Below are 24969 nucleotides of genomic sequence, written 5' to 3'. Positions count from 1 at the left end.
CTGCAGCGATACCTGTTCACAAGGAACACTCTGTAAAGGTGAAGAACATGAGTGAAACTAAAAAATCCGGAATTGATTACTGGAAACAAATTGTTGTCGTAATGAGTCTGGGCTGGGTAGCGATTTGGATCTATCGCACCGTGCTTACGCCAATTTATCCAGAAATTCAGGCATCTTTAGACAATGTAAGTAATGCTGAAATAGGCGCCATTGCAAGTTTTTACTTTTTTGCTTACTGCAGTATGCAAATCCCTTGCGGAATATTGGTCGATAAATTCGGTCAAAAAATCATGCTGATGGCCGGATTTACGCTTTTTATTATTGGTACACTCTGTATCGCGAAAGCCAATGGCCTGACCATGATCTATATAGGGTCGCTAATGGCAGGTGGCGGATGCGCTTCTTTCTTTAGCTCGGCTTATTCACTCTCTTCGGCAAACGTGCCGCAGGCCCGTCGGGCATTAGCCAACGCGATTATCAACAGCGGGTCGGCTATAGGGATGGGGATTGGCTTAATCGGTTCCAGCGTATTAGTAAAAAACATGAGCATGGCCTGGCAAAATGTACTGTATATCGTGGCCGCGATATTAGTAATCATGCTGTGCGTCTTTACGCTGATCATTCGCGGTAAAGCCAAAAGCGACTCTGCGCAAGCGGAAAAGCAAACCCAAACCGTTACGGAAGATGAGAAACGCGCACCTTTATTCTCTGGTTTATTGTGTAGCGTTTACTTCCTCTATTTCTGTACCTGCTACGGTTACTATTTGATAGTGACCTGGCTGCCCTCTTATCTACAGACTGAAAGAGGATTTGATGGCGGAGCTATCGGGCTGGCATCAGCGCTGGTGGCGGTGGTTGGCGTACCGGGGGCGTTATTTTTTAGCCATCTGTCAGATAAATTCCGTAACAGTAAAGTTAAGGTTATTCTCGGTCTGGAAATTGTGGCGGCAGCAATGTTGGCGTTTACGGTTTTGTCCCCGAATACCACGATGCTGATGGTCAGCCTGACGCTATACGGCTTGCTGGGGAAAATGGCAGTAGACCCGATCCTGATCTCCTTTGTATCTGAACAGGCTTCGGCAAAAAGTCTGGGAAGAGCTTTCAGCCTTTTTAATTTCTTTGGCATGAGCTCGGCGGTTGTCGCCCCAACGTTGACCGGATTTATTTCGGATGTAACGGGGTCGAAGGAGATCAGTTTTGTGATTTCAGCATGTTTAGTGGTCACCGGAACGCTGATCTTTGCTGTCGTCACTTTATATAAAAAGAAAGCAACGCAACGTATTGCTTCAGCTTAAAAATAATTATATCTACTAATTCTTTATTTTATATTTATTTGTTCCTCATAGCTAAACCCATAACAACGTTATCCGATGCGTGAACAGAGGGATTTATGGAACATCAAAGAGAGCTATACCAGCAGCGCGGTTATAGCGAAGACTTATTACCTAAAACAGAAACCCAACGAAACTGGAAAGCATTTAACTATTTCACCTTATGGATGGGATCTGTACATAACGTGCCAAATTACGTTATGGTCGGCGGTTTTTTTATACTGGGGCTATCAACATTTAATATCATGTTGGCCATTATTATCAGCGCATTATTTATTGCGGCAGCGATGGTAATGAATGGCGCGGCAGGCAGCAAATATGGCGTTCCTTTTGCTATGATATTGCGAGGTTCTTACGGCGTCCGCGGCGCGCTATTCCCTGGATTATTACGAGGGGGAATCGCGGCAATTATGTGGTTCGGCTTGCAGTGTTACGCGGGATCGCTGGCATTTCTTATTTTGATTGGGAAGATCTGGCCAGGATTTCTGACATTAGGCGGAGATTTCAAGCTGCTGGGTCTTTCACTGCCAGGACTAATTACTTTTCTAATTTTTTGGATTATTAACGTTGGCATCGGTTTTGGCGGTGGTAAAGTATTAAATAAATTTACCGCTATCCTCAATCCATGTATTTACATTGTCTTTGGCGGCATGGCTATTTGGGCAATATCGCTGGTCGGCATTGGCCCGATTCTGGACTATCTGCCTTCAGGCGTGCAAAAAGCAGAGCACAGCGGCTTTCTGTTCCTGGTGGTGATTAACGCCGTAGTCGCCGTCTGGGCTGCGCCAGCGGTAAGCGCGTCCGATTTCACGCAAAACGCGCATTCATTTCGCGCTCAGGCATTGGGACAAACGCTGGGGCTTATCGTAGCGTATATATTATTCGCCGTAGCCAGCGTGTGCATTATTGCCGGAGCCAGTATTCATTATGGTATGGATACCTGGAACGTGCTGGATATTGTGCAGCGCTGGGACAGCCTGTTTGCTTCATTCTTTGCGGTGCTGGTGATTCTGATGACGACAATTTCAACCAACGCCACCGGTAATATTATACCTGCGGGGTATCAAATTGCGGCGCTTGCCCCGACAAAGCTTAACTATAAAAATGGCGTAATGATTGCCAGTATTATCAGTCTACTGATTTGCCCATGGAAATTAATGGAGAATCAGGACAGTATTTATCTGTTCCTCGATATTATCGGCGGTATGCTTGGCCCGGTAATCGGCGTAATGTTAGCTCATTATTTTGTGGTAATGCGTGGAAAAATTAATCTTGATGAGCTGTACACCGCCAGCGGTGATTACAAATATTATGATAATGGATTTAACCTGACTGCATTTTCAGTCACCCTGGTCGCAGTTATTCTGTCATTAGGCGGCAAGTTTATACCATTTTTGGAGCCTTTATCCCGCGTGTCCTGGTTTGTAGGCGTAATAGTTGCGTTCGTTGCTTATGCGCTATTGAAGAAACGCACGGGTTTTGAAAATACAGGAGAGAAAAAACTCGCAGGTTAAATATTGAAAAAGCATTAAGCGTATTTAATGAAGTGTGCGCTATTTAAAAACTATCTGTATCCATACAAGGAGTTTGTTATGTCTTTTGATTTAATTATTAAGAACGGTACTGTCATCTTAGAAAACGAAGCGAGAGTTATCGATATCGCCGTCCAGGGCGGAAAAATCGCCGCGATTGGCGAGAACCTGGGGGAAGCGAAAAATGTGCTGGATGCGACGGGATTGATCGTTTCGCCGGGCATGGTTGACGCGCATACCCACATTTCTGAACCGGGCCGTACCCACTGGGAAGGCTATGAAACCGGTACCCGCGCGGCGGCGAAAGGCGGTATTACCACGATGATTGAGATGCCGCTCAATCAGCTGCCGGCGACGGTCGATCGTGAGACGATTGAACTCAAGTTTGACGCGGCAAAAGGTAAATTGACCATCGACGCCGCGCAGTTGGGCGGTTTGGTTTCTTATAACCTGGATCGGCTGCATGAGCTGGACGAAGTGGGCGTTGTCGGCTTCAAGTGCTTTGTCGCCACCTGCGGCGATCGTGGCATCGATAATGATTTTCGCGACGTTAATGACTGGCAGTTTTACAAAGGCGCGCAAAAACTGGGGGAAATGGACCAGACGGTACTGGTACATTGCGAAAATGCTCTGATTTGCGATGAGCTGGGCGAGGAAGCTAAACGCGAAGGACGCGTAACGGCGCATGATTATGTCGCCTCACGTCCGGTATTTACTGAAGTGGAAGCCATTCGTCGCGTGCTGTATCTGGCGAAAGCGGCAGGTTGCCGTCTGCACGTTTGCCATATCAGCAGCCCGGAGGGGGTAGAGGAAGTAACGCGCGCGCGTCAGGAAGGTCAGGATGTCACCTGTGAATCATGCCCGCACTATTTTGTCCTCGATACTGATCAGTTCGAAGAGATTGGCACCCTGGCAAAATGTTCTCCGCCAATTCGCGACCAGGAAAACCAGAAAGGGATGTGGGAAAAACTGTTTAACGGCGAAATCGACTGCCTGGTATCCGACCACTCTCCATGCCCTCCGGAAATGAAAGCAGGCAATATCATGCAAGCATGGGGCGGAATTGCCGGACTGCAAAACTGCATGGACGTCATGTTTGATGAAGCGGTGCAAAAACGCGGTATGTCGTTGCCGATGTTTGGCAAATTAATGGCGACCAACGCCGCCGATATTTTTGGTCTGAAACATAAAGGACGTATTGCCCCCGGCAAAGATGCTGACCTGGTCTTTATTCAGCCTGACAGCAGCTATGTTCTGAAAAATGAAGATCTGGAATATCGCCATAAAGTCAGTCCGTATGTTGGCCGTACTATTGGCGCGCGTATTACCAAAACGATTTTGCGCGGCGATGTTATTTATGACATCGAGCATGGCTTCCCTGTGCCGCCAAAAGGTCAGTTTATCCTTAAACATCAGCAGTAATCCGGTGTGATTTAATGCCCGTCGTCACGACGGGCATTCTCTATTTTAAGGTGTGGATATGTTCCCTGTTATTAACCGCGAAAGTGTATTGTCCGGCTTTCAGTGGTTTTTCTTTATTTTCTGTAACACGGTTGTGGTTCCCCCTACCTTGCTGTCCGCTTTTCATCTTCCCGCTGATAACCTGTTAATGCTCACACAATACGCTTTTTTGACCACCGCGTTGGCCTGCCTGGTTCAGGCATTTTGCGGCCATCGCCGCGCCATTATGGAAGGGCCGACAGGGTTGTGGTGGGGCGCTATTCTTACGATTACGCTTGGCGAGGCGTCTCGCGGCACGCCGTTGAACGATATCGCCTCCAGCCTGTCGGTCGGGATCGCGATCTCCGCGATGGTGACGATATTTATCGGCATTAGCGGGTTAGGACACCGTCTGGCTCGCCTGTTTACGCCGGCGGTAATGGTTTTTTTCATGCTGCTTTTGGGCGCGCAGCTGACCTCAATATTTTTTAAAGGCATGCTGGGGCTGCCTTTTGGCATTGCCGATACCAGCGCCAGAATCAAATTGGCCCCCTTTGGGTTGGCGGTCGCGGTGATGTGTTTTATCCTCGCGATGATTATTTTCCTGCAACAGCGTATCTCCCGTTACGCGTTACTGGTAGGGACCGTGGTCGGGTGGGGGCTATGGCGGTTATGTTTTCCTTCATCACACTTACCGCCGGGTGAATTAAGCTGGCGATGGTTTCCGCTGGGCAGCCACGGCACGCTGATGCCGGGTATTATTGTGACGGCGGTGATGACGGGGTTAGTCAACATCAGCAACACTTACGGCGCCATCCGCGGTACCGATATCTTTTATCTGCATCAAGGGTCGGGCAGTTCTCGTTATCGCCGAAGCTTTATGATTTCCGGACTGATGACGTTAGTGACGGTGCCTTTTGCGGTCGTGCCTTTTTCGCCTTTTGTGTCTTCCATTGGTTTATTAACGCAAACCGGCGACAGTTCTCGCAAATCCTTTATCTGCGGTAGCGCGCTGTGTCTGCTGGTTGCCATTATAACGCCGTTAACCCGCTTATTTTGCGCTATTCCACTGGCGATCAGCAGCGCCGTTATGCTGGTCTCTTATTTACCTTTACTTTATTCCGGTTTGGTTTTTAGCCAGCAAATTACGTTTACCGCGCGGAATATTTATCGCCTGGCATTACCGCTTTTTGTCGGCATTTTTTTGATGGGGCTTCCTCCGGTCTATTTACAGGATCTTCCACTGATGATTCGTCCTCTGCTTAGTAACGGATTACTGGTGGGAATCTTACTGGCAGTGCTTATGGAAAATCTTATTCCGTGGGAACGCATTAAATAACGTGAGAAAACAAGGAGACATAATGAAGATTGTAATTGCGCCAGATTCATTTAAAGAGAGCTTAAGCGCTGATAAATGCTGTCAGGCTATTAAATCGGGATTTTCAACCGTATTTCCTGATGCGCGCTATGTCTGTTTACCGATCGCCGATGGTGGAGAAGGAACCGTGGATGCGATGGTGGCTGCGACCGGCGGGAAACGGGTTTCTGTGGACGTTAGTGGGCCGATGGGGGAAAAAGTAAACGGATTTTATGGCCTGACCGGCGACGGCAAAACGGCGATTATTGAAATGGCGGCGGCGAGCGGATTGATGCTGGTGGCGCCAGAGGCGCGTAATCCGCTGCTGGCATCCAGTTTCGGCACCGGCGAATTGATTCGTCACGCCCTGGACGCGGGGATTCGCCATATTATTCTGGGTATCGGCGGCAGCGCCACGGTGGATGGCGGAATGGGAGTAGCGCAGGCGCTCGGTGTGCGTTTTCTGGACGCGCAGGGAATGCTGCTTGGCGCCGGAGGGGGCAATTTATCGCGCCTGGCGAGCATTGACCTGCAGGGGTGCGATCCGCGAATTTCAGAGTGTCGTATTGAGGTCGCCTGTGATGTTGATAACCCGTTGGTGGGGCCACGCGGCGCGGCGGCGGTATTCGGTCCGCAGAAAGGGGCGACGCCTGAAATGGTCGAGACGCTGGAAAATGGATTGCGTAATTATGCCCGTGTTTTACATGCCCTGACCGGACGCGACATGTCTCAAATACCGGGCGGTGGAGCGGCCGGAGGAATGGGGATTGCCGCTATCGTCTTTCTGGAAGCGGAAATGAAGCCCGGTATTGAGATTGTTATGCAGGCGGTGAAGCTGGAGGAGGCGGTAAAAGAGGCCTCGCTGGTGATTACCGGAGAAGGGCGAATCGACTCGCAAACGGCGGGAGGAAAAGCGCCGACAGGCGTCGCGTCAGTGGCGAAACGGCATCATGTCCCGGTTATCGGCATTGCCGGCGTACTGGGCGACGGCGTGGAAGTGGTCCATCGCCACGGTATTGATGCCGTATTCAGTATTTTGCCGCGGCTGGCGCCTTTGCCGGAAGTTCTGGCGAACGGTGAACAAAATCTCTACCACAGCGCCTGTAATATTGCCCGCGTCATCAAACTTGGCCAGGACATCGGGACTCGTTAAGCATAAAAAAAGCCACGGTTCTCACCGTGGCAAAATCCAACATAGCTAAATTAAAAATAATCAGGAGGGCTGCCCGCCGTTAAATCATAACGTCGCGGTTACAGTCTTTGGAGTAGATGTAGCTGAATGCTTCGCCACGACCTACACCGTATCCGGCCTGCAGGGAATAAGCGCCCATGAAGATGTAGTCGCCTTTTTTCACCGGCACCCAGTTGTTGTCGAGGTTATAAACCCCCTGGCCGGAAAGGATATAAGCGCCATGTTCCTGGACGTGGGTTTCAATATAGCCGTGGCTGGCGCCCGGTTCGAACGACAGAATATGCATATTCATATCGAAGCCCAGCTCTTTAGGCAGGAAATCCAGCAGAATAACATCTTCCATGCCTTCATAATGAATACGCTCCAGCTGGCTGGCATTGCCGGAAACCAACCACGGGGCATGCCCCTCGACAGGAGTATAGCGGCGTTTATATAAAAATAGCTGGCTGTCTTCCGTTTGAGCGTTGCTAAAGGTCATCATCTCGCCCGGTGGACAATAGAGGTATCCGCCCTGGGTTAAAGAGAATGTTTTTCCTTCTGCTTTAGCTTCAATATTTCCCGCAATGACATAGAGAAAAGTTTCAATCCCCTCGCCGCCAAAGCCCTGCTGGTTGCCGCCATTCTGATGTAAGGTGACCAGATAATCGACGAAAGAAGCACCCAGCTTCGGCGTCGAAAGGATGGTGACGTCACAGTTTTCAAAGCCGGGAATAATATTTTTCACCAGACCGTCCGGCGTTAAGAGCGCATAGTTACCGTGTTTTACAATGGCGCGGTTCGCCAGTAAATCATCGCGGTAACCCGTGACGTTATTCAGATATCCCATTGATGGCTCCTTATTTTTGCCAGGCAAGTTGATGCAGCATTAATGCCAGAGTTTTGACCCCTTCAGCAAGATCATTAATGTTGGTACGTTCCGCCGGGTTATGGCTGATACCATTAATGCTGGGGACGAAAATCATACAGGTAGGGACGCGCGGCGCGAAAATTTGCGCGTCATGACCTGCGCCGCTATGCATTATGCGATAGTTCAGTTGTTCGGTTTCACACAGCCTGGTGAGGGCCGCGACCAGTTCGGCGTTCATCGGCACCGGCGCTTCGTCCATCCACAAATCGATATCGATGCTGATATCCATTTCATCGCAGATGGCGCGCATATCGTTTTCCAACTGTTCGGTAAATTCGCGAAGTACCGCGGCGTCCGTATGCCGGCAATCGATTGTAAATGTGGTTTTTCCAGGGACAACATTGACCGTATTCGGCTGCGGCTCAACTTTGCCGAACGTTAATACCAGGGGATCGCCATGCTGTTTGGCTTTTTCAATGGACTGACTGCAAATACGACTGAAGGCATGCACCGTATCGCGACGATAGCCCATTGGCGTTGTGCCTGCATGGTTGGACTCGCCGTTGAGCGTCACCGTGTAGCGACGTTGCCCGACGATGGCGTTGACGACGCCAATCGACTGTCCGTTGCTCTCCAGAACGCAGCCTTGCTCAATATGCAATTCAACAAAGGCGCGGATATCGGTTCGCGCGGCGAGCGGCGCGGCGGGAAGGGTAAATCCGCACGCCTGCATAGCGTCGACAAAGCCTGTGCCTTTGGCGTCCTGGATATGGCGTACCTCTTCAGGATTCGCCAGGCCAAAAATGTTCTTGCTGCCCCAAAAAACGTAAGGGAAACGGCTGCCTTCTTCCTCAGCCATTGACACTACCTCGACGGTGCGCAGCGGCGCGCCGTAGGTCGCTTTTAGCCAGTCGAGCGCCAGCCAGGCGGCAAGCGCGCCGAATTGCCCGTCCAGATTGCCGCCGTTGACGACCGTATCAATATGCGAACCGCTTAAAATCACCTGCTCCGGAAATTGTGTGCCGCAAAGGCGGCCATATAAATTTCCGACGTCATCAAAGCGTGTTTCCAGACCGCTTTCTGCCATTCGCTTTTTAAACTGCTGCTGTGTTTCCAGCCACTCAGGCGAATAAAGTAAACGCGTCATTCCACCCGTAGGATCGGCTCCAATGGAAGAGAGCCAGGGCAATGTTTCTTCTATCGCGTGGCGAAAATGCTTTATCATAGAAAATTCCTGTTTCAATAATTATTGGGCAAAGGGATTTTTTGTTTCGTATGACTTGAGATAGAGGGCATCGGAAATCAGATATTGATAAATATCATCAACAATATCGATACCATTCATATCGGCATTTTTCTGTTTAATATCCTGATCCTGTCCAGGATAATAAACCTGTTTAAAACCGGGGGCGGGCTTCACGGAATTGAGTTCCTGCATGGTCTGACTAATATGTTTGCGGAATAATTCACAGGAAGAAAAGAACGCCGGATTAATGACCAGATGAAGTTGTCCTAAATTGCGTCCGGCGTGTAAATCTTCATACATCGAACTGACCTGGCGGCCAAACGGCAGCCCCAGCAGAATACCGGACAGAATATCGATCATCATCATCAGGCCGTAACCTTTCGGGCCTGCGGCGGGTAATAACGCATTGACGGCAAAAGGATCATGTGTCGGCGCGCCGTTTTTATCGACGGCCCAACTCTCCGGAATGGACTCATTGCGGGACCGTGCATCGAGGACTTTTCCCCAGGCCTGCACGGTGGTGGCCATATCAAAGGTAATGATGTCATCGCCTTCGCCCGGCGCGGCAAAGGCTAGCGGATTAGTGCCATAGTAAATATCCGCCCCGCCAAACGGCACGACCATAGGATCGGACTGACAGATAGACAGACCGATCAGGCCTTCGCGAGCAGCCTGGCGGACGAAATAAGAGATGGCGCCGCTATGGCCCATTCTGCTAATGCCGACAACCGCGACGCCATTTTTTTTGGCTATTTCAATAGCATGCTCCATTCCCATTTTGGCTGCGACCTGTCCGGCAGCATTATCGGCATGCAGTATCGCCGTACAGGGACCGGTATTCTCAATGCGGAACGTCGGCTCCCGGTTGGTGCCGCCTTTTGAAATTCGTTCGGCATAATATTCAACGCGTACGGCGCCATGTGAGTGAATACCTCTGGCATCTGCATAAACCAGTACGTCGGCGACGATGGCGGCGTGCTCACGTTTTAGTCCGGCTTTATAAAGCTTATTTTCGATAAGCTGATGGAGTGTTTCCCGACTGATTTTCATCTGTCTTCCTTTTTAACGACGGTGTGAAGCATGACTGCGATTAACATACCGGGAAAATAAAATGATTATGTGATCCAGACAGGCAAAAAAATATAATTAGAATTTATTTGATAATCAGGCGGGTTTTATCTTTTTGCTTAAATAAAAAGCTTTTTTAGAAAATCATAACTAATCCTTTAGCTGTTGTTTGAATTCTTTTGTTAATAAATTTGATGTGACGTTAATCACTCTATTTACCCTCCTGGATATATACCGTGAAGCGCACATTAACACTGCTCGTGCAATTGCAATGGGTGCAATTATTAAGGAGTTGTTATGATCCACGCCTTTATTAAAAAAGGGTGTTTTCAGGACTCTGTCAGCTTAATGATTATTTCTCGAAAGCTGAGTGAGTCCGAAAATGTTGATGATGTATCGGTAATGATGGGAACGCCTGCGAATAAGTCGCTGCTGGAAACTACCGGTTTCTGGCATGACGATTTTCATGGCGCAACGCCCAATGACATTTGTGTGGCGATTCGTACCGAAGCGGTAGATGACGGCATTACGCAAGTGATTGTGCGACAGCTCGAAGAAGCATTGCAGCAGTTGGCGCAGGGAAGCAGCGGCAGCCAGTCGTTAATCCAGGTCAGACGCTGGGAAAGCGCCTGTCAGAAACTGCCAGAGGCGAATCTGGCGCTGGTATCGGTGGCCGGCGAATATGCGGCGGAACTGGCGGAGCAGGCGCTGGATCGTTCGTTGAACGTGATGATCTTCTCCGATAATGTCACGCTGGACGATGAAATCAGACTAAAACGCCGGGCACGTGATAAAGGACTGCTGGTCATGGGGCCGGATTGCGGCACCGCTATGATCGCCAATACGCCGCTGGCTTTCGCTAACGTCATGCCAGAGGGCAACATCGGGGTGATTGGCGCTTCCGGCACCGGTATTCAGGAGCTCTGTTCACAGATTGCGCTGGCGGGGGAAGGGATTACCCATGCTATCGGGCTTGGCGGACGCGATTTGAGCGCCGAGGTCGGTGGGATCAGCGCGCTAACGGCACTGGACATACTCAGCGCGGATGAAAAGAGCCAGGTGCTGGCCTTTGTCTCCAAACCGCCTGCCGATGCGGTTCGTCAGCATATTATCGCGGCGATGAAAGCCACCGGGAAACCCGTTGTAGCGCTGTTCTTAGGGTTTTCCTCTCCCGTTGCGCGTGAGGAAAACGTCTGGTTTGCCTCGACGCTGGATGAAGCCGCCCGCCTGGCATGTTTATTGTCTCGCGTGACGTCGCAGCGTAAAGAAATGGTTTCAACAGGCGGCGTGATTCGTGGTCTCTATACCGGCGGAACGCTGGCGGCGGAAGCGGCGGGACTGCTGGCCGGCTATCTGGGCGTCGCGACGGATACGGAACATCACCATGGCATGATGCTTGACGCTGACGGCCACCAGATTATCGATCTGGGCGATGACTTTTATACCGTTGGGCGACCACATCCGATGATTGACCCGGCGTTACGTAATCAGCTTATCGCCGGGCTTGGCGCACAGCCGCAGGTACGCGTGTTATTAGTGGACGTCGTTATTGGTTTTGGCGCGACCGCCGATCCCGCCGCATCGCTGATTCAGGCCTGGCAGAAGGCATGCGCCGCACGCGCCAGCGACCAGCCGCTGTTCGCCATCGCAACCGTCACCGGAACGGAACGCGATCCTCAGTGCCGCTCGCAACAAATCGCCGCGCTCGAAGATGCCGGCATCACGGTAGTGGATTCTCTTCCCGAAGCCACTCTGTTGGCCGCGGAACTGATTCGACCCACTCTCTCTTCCACTCATCCATCAGCTCCCCGGTTACTGGAAGCGGTTGCGGTGATTAATGCCGGGTTACGTAGCTTCGCGCTGGATTTACAGGCTGCCGGTATGCCCGTGGTGCACTACCAGTGGGCGCCTGTCGCTGGCGGTAATAAAAAACTGGCTCGTCTGTTAGAACGTTTGCAATAAGGGGTTCCCATGTTTACATCAGTGGCGCAAGCCAACGCTGCAGTCATCGAACAAATTCGTCGCGCACGTCCGCACTGGCTGGATGTGAAGCCAGCTTCTTCATTAATTAGCGTGCTCAATCAGGGGAAAACGCTTCTTCATGCCGGCCCGCCGATGCGCTGGCAAGAGATGACCGGCCCGATGAAAGGCGCCTGTATCGGCGCATGCCTGTTTGAAGGATGGGCCAAAGATGAAATGAGCGCGCTCGCGCTGTTAGAGCAGGGAAAGGTCAACTTTATTCCCTGCCATCACGTTAACGCCGTGGGGCCGATGGGCGGTATTACCTCAGCCAGTATGCCGATGCTGGTCGTGGAAAATATCACCGATGGCAATCGCGCGTACTGCAATCTCAACGAAGGGATCGGCAAAGTGATGCGTTTCGGCGCCTATGGCGAGGATGTTCAGCAACGTTTGCGCTGGATGCGCGATGTGCTGATGCCGGTATTAAGCGCGGCGCTGGGACGTCTGGAGCGGGGGCTCGACCTGACCGCAATGATGGCGCAGGGCATTACGATGGGAGATGAATTCCACCAGCGCAATATCGCCTCTTCCGCATTGCTGATGCGCACGTTGGCGCCGCATATCGCCCGTCTGGAACACGATAAGCAGCAGATAGCGGAAGTGATGGATTTTCTGAGCGTCACCGATCAATTCTTCCTTAATCTGGCGATGGCCTACTGTAAAGCCGCCATGGACGCAGGCGCGCAGATTCGCGCCGGCAGTATTGTGACGGCGATGACCCGCAATGGCGATATGTTTGGCATTCGGGTTAGCGGTCTGGGCGACCGTTGGTTCACCGCGCCTGTTAATACGCCACAGGGGCTATTTTTTACCGGTTTTTCGCAGGATCAGGCCAACCCGGACATGGGCGACAGCGCCATTACTGAAACGTTTGGTATTGGCGGCGCTGCGATGATTGCCGCGCCTGGCGTAACGCGTTTTGTTGGTGCCGGGGGAATGGAAGCGGCGAAATCTGTTTCTGAAGAGATGGCTGAAATTTATCTCGAACGCAACATGCAGCTACAAATCCCCGGCTGGGATTTTCAGGGGGCCTGTCTGGGACTGGATATCCGCCGCGTGGTCGAGACCGGAATTACGCCGCTGATTAACACGGGTATCGCGCATAAAGAGGCGGGGATTGGCCAGATTGGCGCGGGAACCGTCCGTGCGCCACTGGCCTGTTTCGAGCAGGCGCTGGAAGCGCTGGCGGAAAGCATGGGCGTAAGTTAAGAGAGCGTCTCATGAAACGTATCCATCCTCTTATGGCAAGCCGACAATCGGCGGATTATCGGCAACCCTGGCAGATGTCAGGGGTATGGCGTCGCTCTATTAATTTTGTGGCGAAAAGCGGTGAGTTATTAACGCTTCACCGTCGGGGGAGCGGCTTCAGTCCGGGAGGGTGGATACTGCGCGGCGGCGATTTTGACGCCTTGCGCGATGTGCTCACCGATGGCGAAAAACCGCAGTCAACCGCTGCCGGTATTCAGATTGGCGAGTTTCTTTTATGCGAGCCGGAGAGGCGCTGTTCGCTGCGGGTTCCGCGCTATCTTGCGTCGCCGCGTCTTAACGCGACGTACATGCAGCGTAGTGAGGAGACGGGACTGTTTGGGCCGTTAACCGTCGCCGCAGCCCAGCCTCTATGTCCGGAACTTCGCCAGTTTTGTCACTGCTTTCAGTCGGCGCTTGCAGGTGCTGCGACTGACTGGCGGCTATGGCTGGGTAAAGGGCCGGGCTTAACGCCCAGTCATGACGACACGCTGACGGGAATGTTGCTGGCGGCCTGGTATTTTGGCGCCATAGATGAACGCGCCGGGCGTAATTTTTTTGCCCAATCCGGCAGCCTTGATCGGGCGACGACGCTCGTGAGCGTCAGCTATTTACGCTATGCGGCTATGGGTTATTTCGCGTCGCCTTTACTCCACTTTATTCATGCGCTGCGACGAGATGCTCGCACAGAAACGGCGATTGATGGACTGCTGGCGCTGGGGCACACCTCTGGCGCGGATACGCTGCTGGGGTTCTGGCTTGGACAACAAATAGTAAAAGGATAGGGAATGAAAACGTTGGTAGTTGCTCTTGGCGGCAACGCATTATTGCAGCGCGGAGAAGCGCTAACGGCAGAGAATCAATATCGTAATATTGCCGACGCGGTGCCTGCGCTGGCGCGACTTGCCCGCTCGTATCGGCTGGCGATAGTACATGGCAACGGCCCCCAGGTCGGCCTGTTGGCTTTACAGAACCTTGCCTGGAAAGCCGTTGAGCCTTATCCGCTGGATGTGCTGGTAGCGGAGAGTCAGGGAATGATCGGCTATATGCTGGCGCAGCGTCTGGCACTTGAACCCGATATGCCGCCGGTGACTGCGGTATTAACGCGGATAAAGGTATCGGCGGACGATCCTGCTTTTCTTGAACCGGAAAAGTTTATCGGTCCCGTTTATTCGCCAGAAGAGCAAATGTCGCTGGAAGCGACTTATGGCTGGCATATGAAACGTGATGGAAAATATCTGCGCCGTGTCGTCGCTTCCCCGGCGCCGCGTCAGATTATCGAAAGCGCCGCTATTGAGTTATTGCTAAAAGAGGGCCATGTGGTGATTTGCAGCGGCGGTGGCGGGGTACCTGTTGCCGGCGAGGGCGAAGGGGTCGAGGCGGTGATAGATAAAGACCTGGCGGCGGCATTGCTGGCGGAGCAGATAGCGGCCGATGGTCTGATCATTTTGACGGATGCGGATGCGGTGTATGAACATTGGGGAACGCCGCAGCAGCGAGCTATTCGTCAGGCTTCGCCCGATGAGCTGGCGCCGTTTGCCAAAGCCGATGGCGCGATGGGGCCGAAGGTGACCGCGGTAAGCGGGTATGTGAAGCGGTGCGGAAAGCCGGCATGGATTGGCGCATTGTCGCGTATTGACGATACCCTGGCGGGCAGAGCGGGAACCTGCATCTGTCTGTGATCGCGATGGGCGGCGACAGAGAATGCGCCGCCCACGCTGTTTATTTAAGCTTACTTTGCGCCCAGATAATGCCACTGGCGTATTCGCCCGGCAGGAGCGGAGAGAGTGCTTCCAGGGTGGCGCTAAGACGTGACGTATCGCTGTCGGTCAGATTCAGATGGCCGACTTTTCGCCCCGGACGTACCGCTTTATCATACCAGTGCAGATGTACCAGCGGCAGCTTCAGCCAGTCGTAATTCAGCTCGCTGCCGATCAGGTTGATCATCACCGACGGGGCGTTAATCACCGGCGCGGGCAACGGCAGGCCGGTAATCGCGCGCAAATGCAATTCAAACTGACTGATGCTGGCGCCATTTTGCGTCCAGTGTCCGCTGTTATGCACGCGCGGCGCCAGTTCATTGATTAACAGGCCTTCCGGCGTGATAAAACATTCCATTGCCATTACGCCGACGTAGTTCAGCGCCTGCATAATTGCTGACAGCATCGATTCCGCCTGCGCCTGCTGTTCGGCGTTCGCCTGTGGGAACGCGACGCTGGTCCGCAAGATGCCGTCCTGATGCAAATTGTGCGTTAGCGGGTAAAACACGGTACTGCCGTCATGAGCGCGCGCGCCGACTAACGACACTTCGCCGGAAAAATGGATACCGCGCTCAACAATACATTCGCCATAGCAGTCATCCGGCAGTTGCCCGGTTTCGTCCGCGCGTAGACGCCACTGCCCGCGACCGTCGTAGCCGCCAACGCGACGCTTAATAATCGCCAGTTCGCCCAGACGGTCAAAGATGCCGGACCACTCGTCGGCGCTGGTCAGCAGCTGCCACGGCGCGGTCGCGAGTCCCAGTTTATCGAAAAGCTGTTTTTGTGTCAGACGGTCGGCGATGATCGGAAATACATCGCGATTGACGAAGGCCGGGTGGCGCGCCAGCTCGCGGGTAAGCGCGGTTTCCGGCCAGCGCTCAATCTCTGCGGTAATGACGCTCTGCTGTACCGGCACGGCGGTAGGCTCTGCATCCAGGCCAACCGGCCAGACGGCGATACCCAGCGGTTCGCCCGCCTGGCGCAGCATTCGGCCCAGTTGTCCGTTGCCGAGAACGCAAACTTGCTTCATAGCGTCCCCCGCGGATCGGGATTTTCCAGAACTTCATCGGTTTGCGCTTTGCGCCAGTCAGCGATGCGCTGATGCAGTTCCGCGTCGTGTTGCGCCAGAATCTGCGCGGCGAGCAGGGCGGCGTTAGCGGCACCGGCTTTACCGATCGCCAGCGTACCCACCGGAATGCCGCGCGGCATCTGCACGATGGAGTAGAGGCTATCCACGCCGCTGAGCGCAGCGCTTTGTACCGGCACGCCGAGTACCGGGACCAGCGTTTTTGCCGCAATCATTCCCGGCAGGTGCGCCGCGCCGCCCGCGCCGGCAATAATCACTTGATATCCGTTCTCTTCCGCCGTTTCGGCGAAGCTGAACAGTTTATCGGGGGTGCGATGGGCGGAAACCACTTCTACATGGTGCGGGACATCCAGAATTTCAAAAATTTCGGCGGCGAATTGCATGGTAGCCCAGTCGCTTTTGGACCCCATCACGATGGCGACACGCGCCGGATTATTGCGGGAAGACATGCGTCTTAAAACTCCTGTGGTGCGGGACACGCTGCTTTTGAGGTGTCAGAGAATAGCATGATAATCAGGCAAGGAAAACGGTTGCGTGTGCGCCGTAACGGACGATTCGACGAACATTTACAGGGGGAAGGCGATTAACTCAACGTTGTCCGGCGTGACTTTTACCATTGAACCTTCATGATGCCATGCGCCTAACACCACGCGGAATGCGGGCTGGTCGTTGACGGAAAGTTCATGTACCGCCGGGCGGTGGGTGTGACCGTGAACCAGCCACTGTACGCGGTGTTTTTCCATTTCGGCGACGACGGTCTGCGCATTGACGTCCATAATATCCAGCGATTTGCTGCTGTTGGCGGCTTTACTGCCGGCGCGCATTCTGGCGGCGATACGGCGGCGGATAAACAGCGGCAGGGTAAGGAACAGTCGTTGCACCCACGGATTATGGACTTTGGCGCGAAACGCCTGATATCCGGCATCATCGGTACAGAGCGTATCGCCGTGCATAATCAACACATTGCGGCCATACAGGTCGAGCACTTTTTCCTGCGGCAGTAGAATCATGCCGCTTTCGCGGGCAAATCGCTTGCCAATCAGGAAATCACGGTTACCGTGAATAAAGAAGCAGGGGACGCCGGAATCAACCAGCGATTTAATGGCAACGGCCATTTCACGATGTAGCGGGTTGGGGTCGTCGTCGCCAATCCAGGCCTCGAAGAGATCGCCAAGAATATACAGCGCGTCGGCCTGACGGGCTTCTACGGCTAAAAAACGCAGAAAACCGGCGACGATCGCCGGTTCTTCCGTTTGCAGATGCAAGTCTGCAATAAACAGTGTCGCCACGATTACTCGCTGACGGTCACGTTTTCAATGATGACGTCTTCTTTTGGTACGTCCTGGTGCATACCGCTACGGCCAGTGGCGACGCCTTTGATTTTATCTACCACGTCCATACCTTCTACGACTTCCGCAAAGACGCAGTAGCCCCAGCCCTGTAGACTTTCGCCGGAGAAGTTCAGGAAGTCGTTGTCTGCCACGTTGATGAAGAATTGCGCGGTAGCCGAGTGTGGTGCCTGAGTACGCGCCATTGCCAGCGTACCACGGGTATTTTTCAGACCATTGTTGGCTTCGTTTTTGATCGCCTCTTTGGTGGCTTTCTGTTTCATGCCCGGCTCAAAGCCGCCGCCCTGAATCATAAAACCGTTAATCACACGGTGGAAAATGGTGTTGTTGTAAAAACCTTCGCGGCAGTAGTCCAGGAAGTTTTTAACTGTTTCAGGCGCTTTATCATCAAAGGTTTTGATTACGATATCGCCGTGATTAGTGTGGAAAGTAACCATTTTTGCATCCTGTTCCAAGAGAGTGGTGCTTTAGCCCGCAATGGGGCACATATAGGGGCTTGTTATAGCATAACCGTAAGCTGCGATCACCTTGCAAAGTGTGCTGCTTCGATTACGAATAATATGTATCATACGGAGATTATTACCCACACACGTCTATACGGAATCTTCGATGTTAAAAATTTTTAATACACTGACGCGCCAAAAAGAGGAATTCAAACCCATTCATGCCGGGGAAGTCGGCATGTACGTGTGTGGTATCACCGTTTACGATCTCTGCCACATTGGCCACGGACGCACGTTTGTCGCTTTTGACGTTGTCGCGCGCTATTTGCGTTTTCTCGGTTATAAGCTGAAGTATGTGCGTAACATTACCGATATCGACGATAAAATTATTAAACGCGCCAATGAAAACGGCGAAAGTTTTGTCGCGCTGGTCGACAGAATGATTGCGGAAATGCATCAGGACTTCGACGCGCTGAATATTCTGCGTCCGGACAGCGAGCCGCGTGCGACGCACCATATTCAGGAAATTATCGAGCTCACCCGCACCTTAATCGAGAAAGGGCACGCCTATGTGGCGGATAACGGCGATGTGATGTTCGATGTACCGACCGATCCGACTTATGGGCAGCTTTCCCGTCAGGATCTTGAGCAGCTTCAGGCGGGCGCGCGCGTAGATGTCGTTGACGTGAAGCGTAACCCGATGGACTTCGTGCTGTGGAAAATGTCGAAAGAGGGCGAGCCGAGCTGGCCGTCGCCGTGGGGAGAAGGGCGTCCGGGCTGGCACATTGAATGTTCGGCGATGAACTGCAAGCAGTTGGGCAACCATTTTGATATTCACGGCGGCGGTTCCGATCTGATGTTCCCGCACCATGAAAACGAGATTGCCCAGTCTACCTGCGCGCATGACGGCGAATACGTCAACTACTGGATGCACTCCGGTATGGTGATGGTGGATCGCGAGAAGATGTCCAAATCGCTGGGCAACTTCTTTACCGTGCGCGACGTGCTGAAATACTACGATGCGGAAACTGTGCGCTACTTCCTGATGTCCGGGCATTATCGTAGCCAACTGAACTACAGCGAAGAGAACCTCAAGCAGGCGCGCGCCTCGCTGGAGCGGTTATACACCGCATTGCGTGGAACGGATAAATCAGCGGCCCCGGCGGGCGGCGAGGCGTTTGAAGCGCGTTTCGTGGAGGCGATGAATGACGATTTCAATACGCCGGAAGCCTACTCCGTCCTGTTTGATATGGCGCGTGAAGTCAACCGTCTGAAGGGCGAAGATATGACCGCCGCGAATGCGATGGCGTCTCATCTGCGGAAGATTTCCGGCGTGCTGGGACTGCTGGAGCAGGAGCCGGATGTTTTCCTGCAAAGCGGCGCGCAGGCGGATGATGGTGAAGTTGCGGAAATTGAAGCCTTGATTCAACAGCGTCTGGATGCCCGTAAAGCGAAAGACTGGGCGGCGGCGGACGCGGCGCGCGATCGTCTTACTGAAATGGGTATTATTCTGGAAGATGGCCCGCAGGGCACCACCTGGCGGCGTAAGTAAGCGCTTTTACAGGCCGCTCTATTTGCATAGAACGGCCTGTTTTTTATTTTTTCGCACCGGGCGAAAGATAAACACACACCGACTCCCCCAGATTCTGATGTTCACACCCGGGTATTGCCCGGCTGTAATGGGCAATAAAGCGGATGACGCTGTCGCCGCTGTTTAGCCCCACATTTCCTTTTCGCAGCAATTCTGCTGGCTGATCGTCGGTGAAAACGTTAGGGGTGAACAGTTTTGCGCCTAATCGTTCAAAAGTGCCAGCACTAACGATAGAGGGTTGATAACCCTGAAGCTGCAACCAGCGACGGGCATCATTACGTGACCAAACCTGCGCATCGTTTGCTCGCGCAAACACTTCGAGAAGCCAGCCATTCGAATTCTGATAAGGGCCGGAAAAAGGCCACGCAATTAGGTTATAGCGGGGACTGTGGAAGAGATTGAGTTTGATAGCGCTATGTAAGAGCGTTTGTAATGCCGTCGCGATATCTGAACGCGGGCGCAAAACGGCAATGCTCTGATTCACCAGGTCATCAGCCAGAAACTCATACAGACCTTGTATATAGAGCGCTGATTCAGCGGTTCCGCAAGTATTCAGATTATGGTAAACCCGCCAGTCTCCGTTTGGCTGGCGCATGGCATAGCCAGCATGTGACCAGGTTAAATGTCGGCTCGACATATCTTGCCCCTGGCGAACCAGAATGACGACCGGATCGGATTGACTGTTAAGCTGTTGTTTGAGCTGTAGCGCCTGATCCATTGTCGCTGCGATGCTCTCCGGCGTGTTTGCTTTTTGGTGACAGTTAGCACTGTCTGCATAAGCGTTGAGCGAGATTGCGCTGAGCCACAGGGCAAACGCGAACCGCTTCATTTGGCCGGTACCGTCTGGTTGCTGGAAAGTCCTGCGTCGTCCTGATTTACCATATGGGCAAGGACTTTGCCCTCTTTTTTCAAATAAGCGCCGGTGCCTTCCTGCGTTTTTTCCAGAGTGACTTTATCACCAGCTTTGAGGTTGCCTTCTTTGACGACATTTAGCGGAACTTGCATTTTAATGTCTTTGTTATCGGGGGACTTAGTGGTTAACAGCGCGGTTTTTTGCTTTTTATTTTCGACAACAGATCCAATGCTCAGGTTGAGCGGCAGCAGTACGGGGGAGAGTATAATTCCGCTAACCAGTGCGGAACTGCCCACGCTGACAACCGCAGACGATGCCGCATACCAGCCAGTGGCAGACATTTCTTCGCTATAGCTGGCGTGGGAAAATGAGAAACAGATGACCGCGGCGGCGAATGTCATTTTATTCATATTGATTCCTTTTAATATGCGTTTTAAGTACCCGTAGAAATAACACTAAAATACTTCCCGGCAACCACACCCACAGCAATTCTGAGAGAATGACCTGATGTCCATACGGCGTGATGTAGCTTGAAAGCGCGAACGGCGCGACTTTAATCACCTGCCAGGGCGCAAAAAAACGTTCATCTGACCACGGCCACAGCCATCCGACGCCTTTACCACCCGTGGTTATCGAATCCAGCAGGCTGTGCGACAACAATGAAACGGTTAAAAACAGCCAGCAGCGCACCTGCCCCGCTCGAAACCATCGTCGTCCCGCGAGTACGCACAACAGGGGGAGGACGAATGCGAAAAGTAAAGAATGGGTAAATCCACGATGGCCAAATACGTTGCCGTAGGCGACGCCAAATTTAAAGGCCAGCACGTCGGCATCGGGGAGCATCGCCAGCACAACACCGGCAAACAGCAGGCGAGGAGGGATAACTTTCAGGCCTAAGCCTGCGCCAAGACACAGAGGAACGGCGGCGTGGGTGATCACGGTAGGCATAGCGATCGTTCACAGGGAAATAGCCATGCTAGCAGTTGGAACGCAGAGGATTAAGTGGATGATTATCTGAAAAGACAGCGTAATCAGGCCGGATAAGACGCTTTGCGTCGCTATCCGGCACTCTGTATCAGGCCACGACGTTCACACTTTGGCCTTCGAAGCTAACGGTTTGCCCGGCGACAATTTTGCAGCGTTTACGCGTTTCAACCACGCCATCAACCTTCACCAACCCGTCGGCAATGGCGATTTTCGCCTGCGCGCCGCTTTCGCTCCAGCCTTCCAGCTTGAGCAGATCGCACAGCTCGACGTGCGGGTGCTTGCCTAAAGAGAATGTCGCCATATTATTTTCCTTGTGGATCGTGATATTCAATGCACGCCTGCAGCGTGTTTTCGATAAGCGTGGCGACCGTCATCGGGCCGACGCCGCCCGGTACTGGCGTGATGTATGACGCGCGCGCCGCGGCTTCGTCAAACACGACGTCGCCAACGACCTTGCCATTTTCCAGACGGTTAATACCGACATCAATCACAATTGCGCCTTCTTTAATCCATTCGCCGGGAATAAAGCCCGGTTTACCTACGGCGACAATGAGCAAATCAGCATGCTCGACATGGTGACGCAGATCTTTGGTAAAGCGGTGCGTAACGGTAGTCGTACAGCCAGCCAGCAGCAGCTCCATGCTCATTGGGCGTCCAACGATATTGGACGCGCCAATGACCACCGCATTCAGGCCGTAGGTATCAATATTGTAACGCTCAAGCAGGGTCACAATACCACGGGGCGTACAGGGACGCAGGCGTGGCGCACGCTGACACAGACGACCGACATTATAAGGATGAAAACCGTCTACGTCTTTATCCGGCGCGATACGCTCCAGCACTTTAACGTTGTCGATGCCTGCCGGTAAAGGCAACTGCACCAGAATACCGTCGATCGTGTTATCTGCATTCAGAGTATCGATAAGCGCCAGCAGTTCGGCTTCGCTGGTGGTTTCTGGCAGGTCATAGGAGCGGGAGACGAATCCCACTTCGTCGCACGCTTTACGTTTGCTTGCGACATAAATCTGTGAGGCCGGATTGCTGCCGACCAACACCACAGCCAGGCCGGGAGCGCGAAGACCTGCTGCGACGCGTGCCTGAACTTTTTGAGCAACCTCAGAGCGCACCTGCTGCGCAATCGTTTTACCGTCAATAATCTTTGCTGCCATCAGAGAGAAGATTCCATCTGTTACTTCAAGTCAAAGGGGATAACGCTATTTTGTCAGAAGCGGGCCTCGCTGTCAGTTAACGTTTGTGTTTCCGATGCAAACGCGACGTCTCCCCCGTTCGTTGCCGATGCTGAGACGTGACCCGTAAGCGCGCCATGATTAACCAAAAAGAAACAATTCATCACCCTGGCTATGGTTACCGTAATCCCTCGTCGTTAATAGCATCGGGCGGCATAATGCGACATTTTATACAAAATAAGATTAGACCCTTCTTATATCCCAATAAGAATTAGCTTAGGTCATTAAAAGAGTTTGCGGCTATTTTTTATTTAGCGAAATGTTTAATTTATTACCGTGACGAAATGTCATGTTCGCAAAGATTAATTACTGCGTCTGATACTCAGGGGAGAAACAGAAAACTAATTAATCTGCGATATCTATCTTTACAGGATGCAGAGATAAATTTTCTGACATGCTATGTCGATAATAATTCAAACGGAGCCGACAGGATGCCGAAACCGGGTGTGTGTAATTCAAGGGAAATCCATGAAACATAAATTAATGACCTCTACTATTGCGAGTCTGATGTTTGTCGCTGGCGCAGCGGTTGCGGCTGATCCTACTCCGGTGAGCGTGAGTGGCGGTACTATTCATTTCGAAGGTAAACTGGTTAATGCAGCCTGTGCCGTCAGCACTAAATCCGCCGATCAAACGGTGACGCTGGGTCAATACCGTACCGCCAGCTTTACGGCGATTGGTAATACGACTGCGCAGGTGCCTTTCTCCATCGTCCTGAATGACTGCGATCCGAAAGTGGCGGCCACCGCTGCCGTGGCTTTCTCTGGTCAGGCAGATAACACCAACCCTAATTTGCTGGCTGTCTCCTCTGCGGACAATAGCACTACCGCAACCGGCGTCGGGATTGAGATTCTTGATAACACCTCCTCACCGTTGAAGCCGGACGGCGCGACCTTCTCGGCGAAGCAGGCGCTGGTTGAAGGCACCAATACGCTGCGTTTTACCGCACGCTATAAGGCAACCGCCGCCGCGACGCCAGGCCAGGCTAATGCCGACGCCACCTTTATCATGAAATACGAATAATCCCGTCTGGGAACGCCAGGGAAGGGAGGCGCCTCAACGGAAGAGGCTATCGGGGATAAAAGAGAACATAGCAGATGATAAGGAAAGGCGCGGCGCTAGTGGGGCTTGTTTTGATGTCGCCCGTTATTGCGCAGCCGGTAATGGTGGAGAGCGGGCGTGTTCACCTGCGCGGACAACTGGTCAATGGCGGCTGCGCTGTCGCCACTGAAAGCCAGGATTTGCGCGTACTGATGGGACAGTACCGCACGAATGCGTTTACCGGTCCTGGCAGCTTCGCTCCCGTCAGCGTTCCATTTTCGTTACGGTTAATCTCCTGTAGCGCGGAGGTCTGGCGTCATGTCGGCATTGCGTTTGCCGGCGTTACGCCTGCGGAAGATCCCCATGTTTTTCTGGCCAGCGGCGAGGGTATCGGTAATGCCGGAATCGGCCTGGCATTATTTGATGACCAGCAGCGGCAAATCATACCTAACACGTTACCGCTTCATTACACGCCCATTTTAACGTCAGAAATGACTTTGCATTTTACTGCCCGCTATCGGGCAATTTCAGAAAATATGACGCCGGGACGAATTCATTCAGAAGTGTGGTTTACGCTGGTTTACCCATGAATTTTCTTGCCGACGTGACTCAATGCAAAAGGTATTTTTTACCATGCTGAATAGTATAAAAGTAGGCTTTATTGTTCTTCTCACGTTATTTACTTCGCTGAACGTACAGGCGGCGGGGGGGATTGCATTAGGCGCCACGCGCGTTATTTATCCCTCGGCGGCGAAACAGACTTCTCTGGCAATCAGTAATAGCGATACTCAAGAACGTTACCTCGTCAATTCATGGATCGAAAATAGCGCCGGGCAGAAAGAAAAAACGTTTATCGTTACGCCGCCTTTATTCGTCAGCGAGCCCAAAAGCGAAAACACGCTGCGTATTATCTACGCCGGGCAACCGCTACCCGGGGATCGGGAGTCGTTATTCTGGATGAACGTGAAAGCCATTCCGTCGGTCGATAAAAGTCATATTGAAGGAAAAAACGTTCTGCAACTGGCGATTCTGTCGCGCATCAAACTGTTCGTGCGTCCGGCGAATTTGCCGCAGACGCCGGAAGACGCGCCGACCTTGCTGAAATTTTCCCGTGTCGGCAACCATCTCAAGATAACCAACCCATCTGCTTATTACCTCACGCTGGTCAATATCAGCGTGGGCGCGAAAAAGATTGATAACGTGATGATCGCGCCAAAAAGCGACATGCAAATTCCCTTACCGACTGGCGCGCAGGGCAGCGTGACATTTCAGACCGTCAATGATTACGGCGCATTGACGTCGGCGACAACGGCCAGTCTCGGTTAAGCAGA

Annotated in this window: 25 protein-coding genes; 13 read left to right on the top strand and 12 right to left on the bottom strand. The window is 52.5% G+C overall.

The window, feature by feature from the left end:
* Window positions 1-47 precede the first annotated feature (47 nt).
* From ACLJPQ_RS03850 to glxK, 5 genes are all read left to right on the top strand, one after another.
* Entirely contained in the window at window positions 48-1295 is a 1248-nt protein-coding gene (locus ACLJPQ_RS03850; RefSeq protein WP_000005070.1) for an MFS transporter, read from the top strand.
* A gap of 95 nt (window positions 1296-1390) precedes the next feature.
* A complete protein-coding gene (locus ACLJPQ_RS03845) occupies window positions 1391-2845 on the top strand; it encodes an allantoin transporter (RefSeq protein ID WP_000401059.1) in 1455 nt (484 codons plus the stop codon).
* A 78-nt stretch (window positions 2846-2923) separates the two neighbouring features.
* Complete coding sequence (gene allB / locus ACLJPQ_RS03840; RefSeq protein ID WP_000006865.1) at window positions 2924-4285, top strand: allantoinase AllB; 1362 nt, start codon at window positions 2924-2926, stop codon at window positions 4283-4285.
* 58 nt (window positions 4286-4343) lie between these two features.
* Window positions 4344-5642 (top strand): uracil/xanthine transporter, encoded by a 1299-nt coding sequence (locus ACLJPQ_RS03835; protein WP_000484505.1) that lies wholly within the window; start codon window positions 4344-4346, stop codon window positions 5640-5642.
* A 22-nt stretch (window positions 5643-5664) separates the two neighbouring features.
* Window positions 5665-6813, top strand: coding sequence for a glycerate 3-kinase (gene glxK, locus ACLJPQ_RS03830; protein WP_080184594.1), 1149 nt, complete (start codon window positions 5665-5667; stop codon window positions 6811-6813).
* Between the two features lie 79 nt (window positions 6814-6892).
* Here the strand turns inward: glxK and allE are convergent, their stop codons facing one another.
* From allE to allD, 3 genes are read right to left on the bottom strand one after another with little or no spacing between them, the layout of a single operon-like run.
* Window positions 6893-7678 carry a (S)-ureidoglycine aminohydrolase gene (gene allE / locus ACLJPQ_RS03825; RefSeq protein ID WP_000540981.1) on the bottom strand — a complete coding sequence of 262 codons (786 nt, stop codon included), beginning with the start codon at window positions 7676-7678 and terminating at the stop codon, window positions 6893-6895.
* 10 nt (window positions 7679-7688) lie between these two features.
* Entirely contained in the window at window positions 7689-8924 is a 1236-nt protein-coding gene (gene allC, locus ACLJPQ_RS03820; RefSeq protein ID WP_000589769.1) for an allantoate deiminase, read from the bottom strand.
* 21 nt (window positions 8925-8945) lie between these two features.
* Window positions 8946-9995, bottom strand: coding sequence for an ureidoglycolate dehydrogenase AllD (gene allD / locus ACLJPQ_RS03815; protein WP_000703936.1), 1050 nt, complete (start codon window positions 9993-9995; stop codon window positions 8946-8948).
* Between the two features lie 315 nt (window positions 9996-10310).
* Between allD and ACLJPQ_RS03810 the strand changes: the two genes are divergently transcribed.
* The 4 genes from ACLJPQ_RS03810 to ACLJPQ_RS03795 are packed head-to-tail and all read left to right on the top strand — an operon-like array spanning window position 10311 to window position 14962.
* Window positions 10311-11975: an acyl-CoA synthetase FdrA gene (locus ACLJPQ_RS03810; RefSeq protein ID WP_058112861.1), complete on the top strand. Its 1665-nt coding sequence runs from the start codon at window positions 10311-10313 to the stop codon at window positions 11973-11975.
* 9 nt (window positions 11976-11984) lie between these two features.
* Window positions 11985-13244: a DUF1116 domain-containing protein gene (locus ACLJPQ_RS03805; RefSeq protein WP_000495330.1), complete on the top strand. Its 1260-nt coding sequence runs from the start codon at window positions 11985-11987 to the stop codon at window positions 13242-13244.
* Window positions 13245-13255: 11 nt separating this feature from the next.
* The gene (locus ACLJPQ_RS03800; protein ID WP_000821191.1) at window positions 13256-14065 is read left to right on the top strand and encodes a DUF2877 domain-containing protein; all 810 of its coding nucleotides are present in this window, start codon (window positions 13256-13258) and stop codon (window positions 14063-14065) included.
* 3 nt (window positions 14066-14068) lie between these two features.
* Window positions 14069-14962, top strand: a complete 894-nt coding sequence (locus ACLJPQ_RS03795; protein ID WP_000855342.1) for a carbamate kinase — start codon at window positions 14069-14071, stop codon at window positions 14960-14962.
* A gap of 40 nt (window positions 14963-15002) precedes the next feature.
* Here ACLJPQ_RS03795 and purK read toward each other — a convergent pair whose 3' ends face one another.
* From purK to ppiB, 4 genes are all read right to left on the bottom strand, one after another.
* Window positions 15003-16070 (bottom strand): 5-(carboxyamino)imidazole ribonucleotide synthase, encoded by a 1068-nt coding sequence (gene purK / locus ACLJPQ_RS03790; protein ID WP_000815599.1) that lies wholly within the window; start codon window positions 16068-16070, stop codon window positions 15003-15005.
* Window positions 16067-16576: a 5-(carboxyamino)imidazole ribonucleotide mutase gene (gene purE / locus ACLJPQ_RS03785; RefSeq protein WP_000098736.1), complete on the bottom strand. Its 510-nt coding sequence runs from the start codon at window positions 16574-16576 to the stop codon at window positions 16067-16069. The genes purK and purE overlap by 4 nt, the downstream gene beginning before the upstream one ends.
* Window positions 16577-16693: 117 nt before the next feature.
* Complete coding sequence (lpxH, locus tag ACLJPQ_RS03780; RefSeq protein ID WP_000212287.1) at window positions 16694-17416, bottom strand: UDP-2,3-diacylglucosamine diphosphatase; 723 nt, start codon at window positions 17414-17416, stop codon at window positions 16694-16696.
* Window positions 17417-17418: 2 nt separating this feature from the next.
* Window positions 17419-17913, bottom strand: coding sequence for a peptidylprolyl isomerase B (gene ppiB / locus ACLJPQ_RS03775; RefSeq protein ID WP_000255991.1), 495 nt, complete (start codon window positions 17911-17913; stop codon window positions 17419-17421).
* Window positions 17914-18085: 172 nt separating this feature from the next.
* On the opposite strand from ppiB, the gene cysS reads away from it, so the two are divergent.
* Window positions 18086-19471: a cysteine--tRNA ligase gene (gene cysS, locus ACLJPQ_RS03770; protein ID WP_000912377.1), complete on the top strand. Its 1386-nt coding sequence runs from the start codon at window positions 18086-18088 to the stop codon at window positions 19469-19471.
* A gap of 43 nt (window positions 19472-19514) precedes the next feature.
* On the opposite strand, the gene ACLJPQ_RS03765 is transcribed toward cysS, so the two are convergent.
* From ACLJPQ_RS03765 to folD, 5 genes are all read right to left on the bottom strand, one after another.
* Window positions 19515-20339 (bottom strand): DUF2145 domain-containing protein, encoded by an 825-nt coding sequence (locus tag ACLJPQ_RS03765; RefSeq protein WP_020898494.1) that lies wholly within the window; start codon window positions 20337-20339, stop codon window positions 19515-19517.
* Window positions 20336-20773, bottom strand: a complete 438-nt coding sequence (locus ACLJPQ_RS03760) for an STM0539 family protein (RefSeq protein WP_001038574.1) — start codon at window positions 20771-20773, stop codon at window positions 20336-20338. Before ACLJPQ_RS03760 ends, ACLJPQ_RS03765 begins: the two co-directional genes overlap by 4 nt.
* Window positions 20766-21311, bottom strand: a complete 546-nt coding sequence (locus tag ACLJPQ_RS03755) for a metal-dependent hydrolase (protein ID WP_023195048.1) — start codon at window positions 21309-21311, stop codon at window positions 20766-20768. The genes ACLJPQ_RS03760 and ACLJPQ_RS03755 overlap by 8 nt, the downstream gene beginning before the upstream one ends.
* A gap of 127 nt (window positions 21312-21438) precedes the next feature.
* On the bottom strand, window positions 21439-21651 hold the full coding sequence (gene ybcJ / locus ACLJPQ_RS03750) for a ribosome-associated protein YbcJ (protein WP_000190281.1): 213 nt from the start codon (window positions 21649-21651) through the stop codon (window positions 21439-21441).
* Window position 21652: 1 nt separating this feature from the next.
* Entirely contained in the window at window positions 21653-22519 is an 867-nt protein-coding gene (gene folD, locus ACLJPQ_RS03745; protein ID WP_000729165.1) for a bifunctional methylenetetrahydrofolate dehydrogenase/methenyltetrahydrofolate cyclohydrolase FolD, read from the bottom strand.
* A 546-nt stretch (window positions 22520-23065) separates the two neighbouring features.
* Between folD and fimA the strand changes: the two genes are divergently transcribed.
* The 3 genes from fimA (at window position 23066) to fimC (ending at window position 24964) form a co-directional block, all read left to right on the top strand.
* On the top strand, window positions 23066-23620 hold the full coding sequence (gene fimA / locus ACLJPQ_RS03740; protein ID WP_001523318.1) for a type 1 fimbrial protein subunit FimA: 555 nt from the start codon (window positions 23066-23068) through the stop codon (window positions 23618-23620).
* Between the two features lie 74 nt (window positions 23621-23694).
* On the top strand, window positions 23695-24228 hold the full coding sequence (gene fimI / locus ACLJPQ_RS03735) for a type 1 fimbrial protein subunit FimI (protein ID WP_000619618.1): 534 nt from the start codon (window positions 23695-23697) through the stop codon (window positions 24226-24228).
* A 43-nt stretch (window positions 24229-24271) separates the two neighbouring features.
* Window positions 24272-24964, top strand: a complete 693-nt coding sequence (gene fimC / locus ACLJPQ_RS03730) for a type 1 fimbria chaperone FimC (RefSeq protein WP_001675699.1) — start codon at window positions 24272-24274, stop codon at window positions 24962-24964.
* Window positions 24965-24969: the final 5 nt, after the last annotated feature.

The organism is Salmonella sp. SAL04213, assembly GCF_046550535.1.
Lineage (GTDB): Bacteria > Pseudomonadota > Gammaproteobacteria > Enterobacterales > Enterobacteriaceae > Salmonella > Salmonella enterica.
This window is presented reverse-complemented; position numbering and strand designations above follow the sequence as displayed.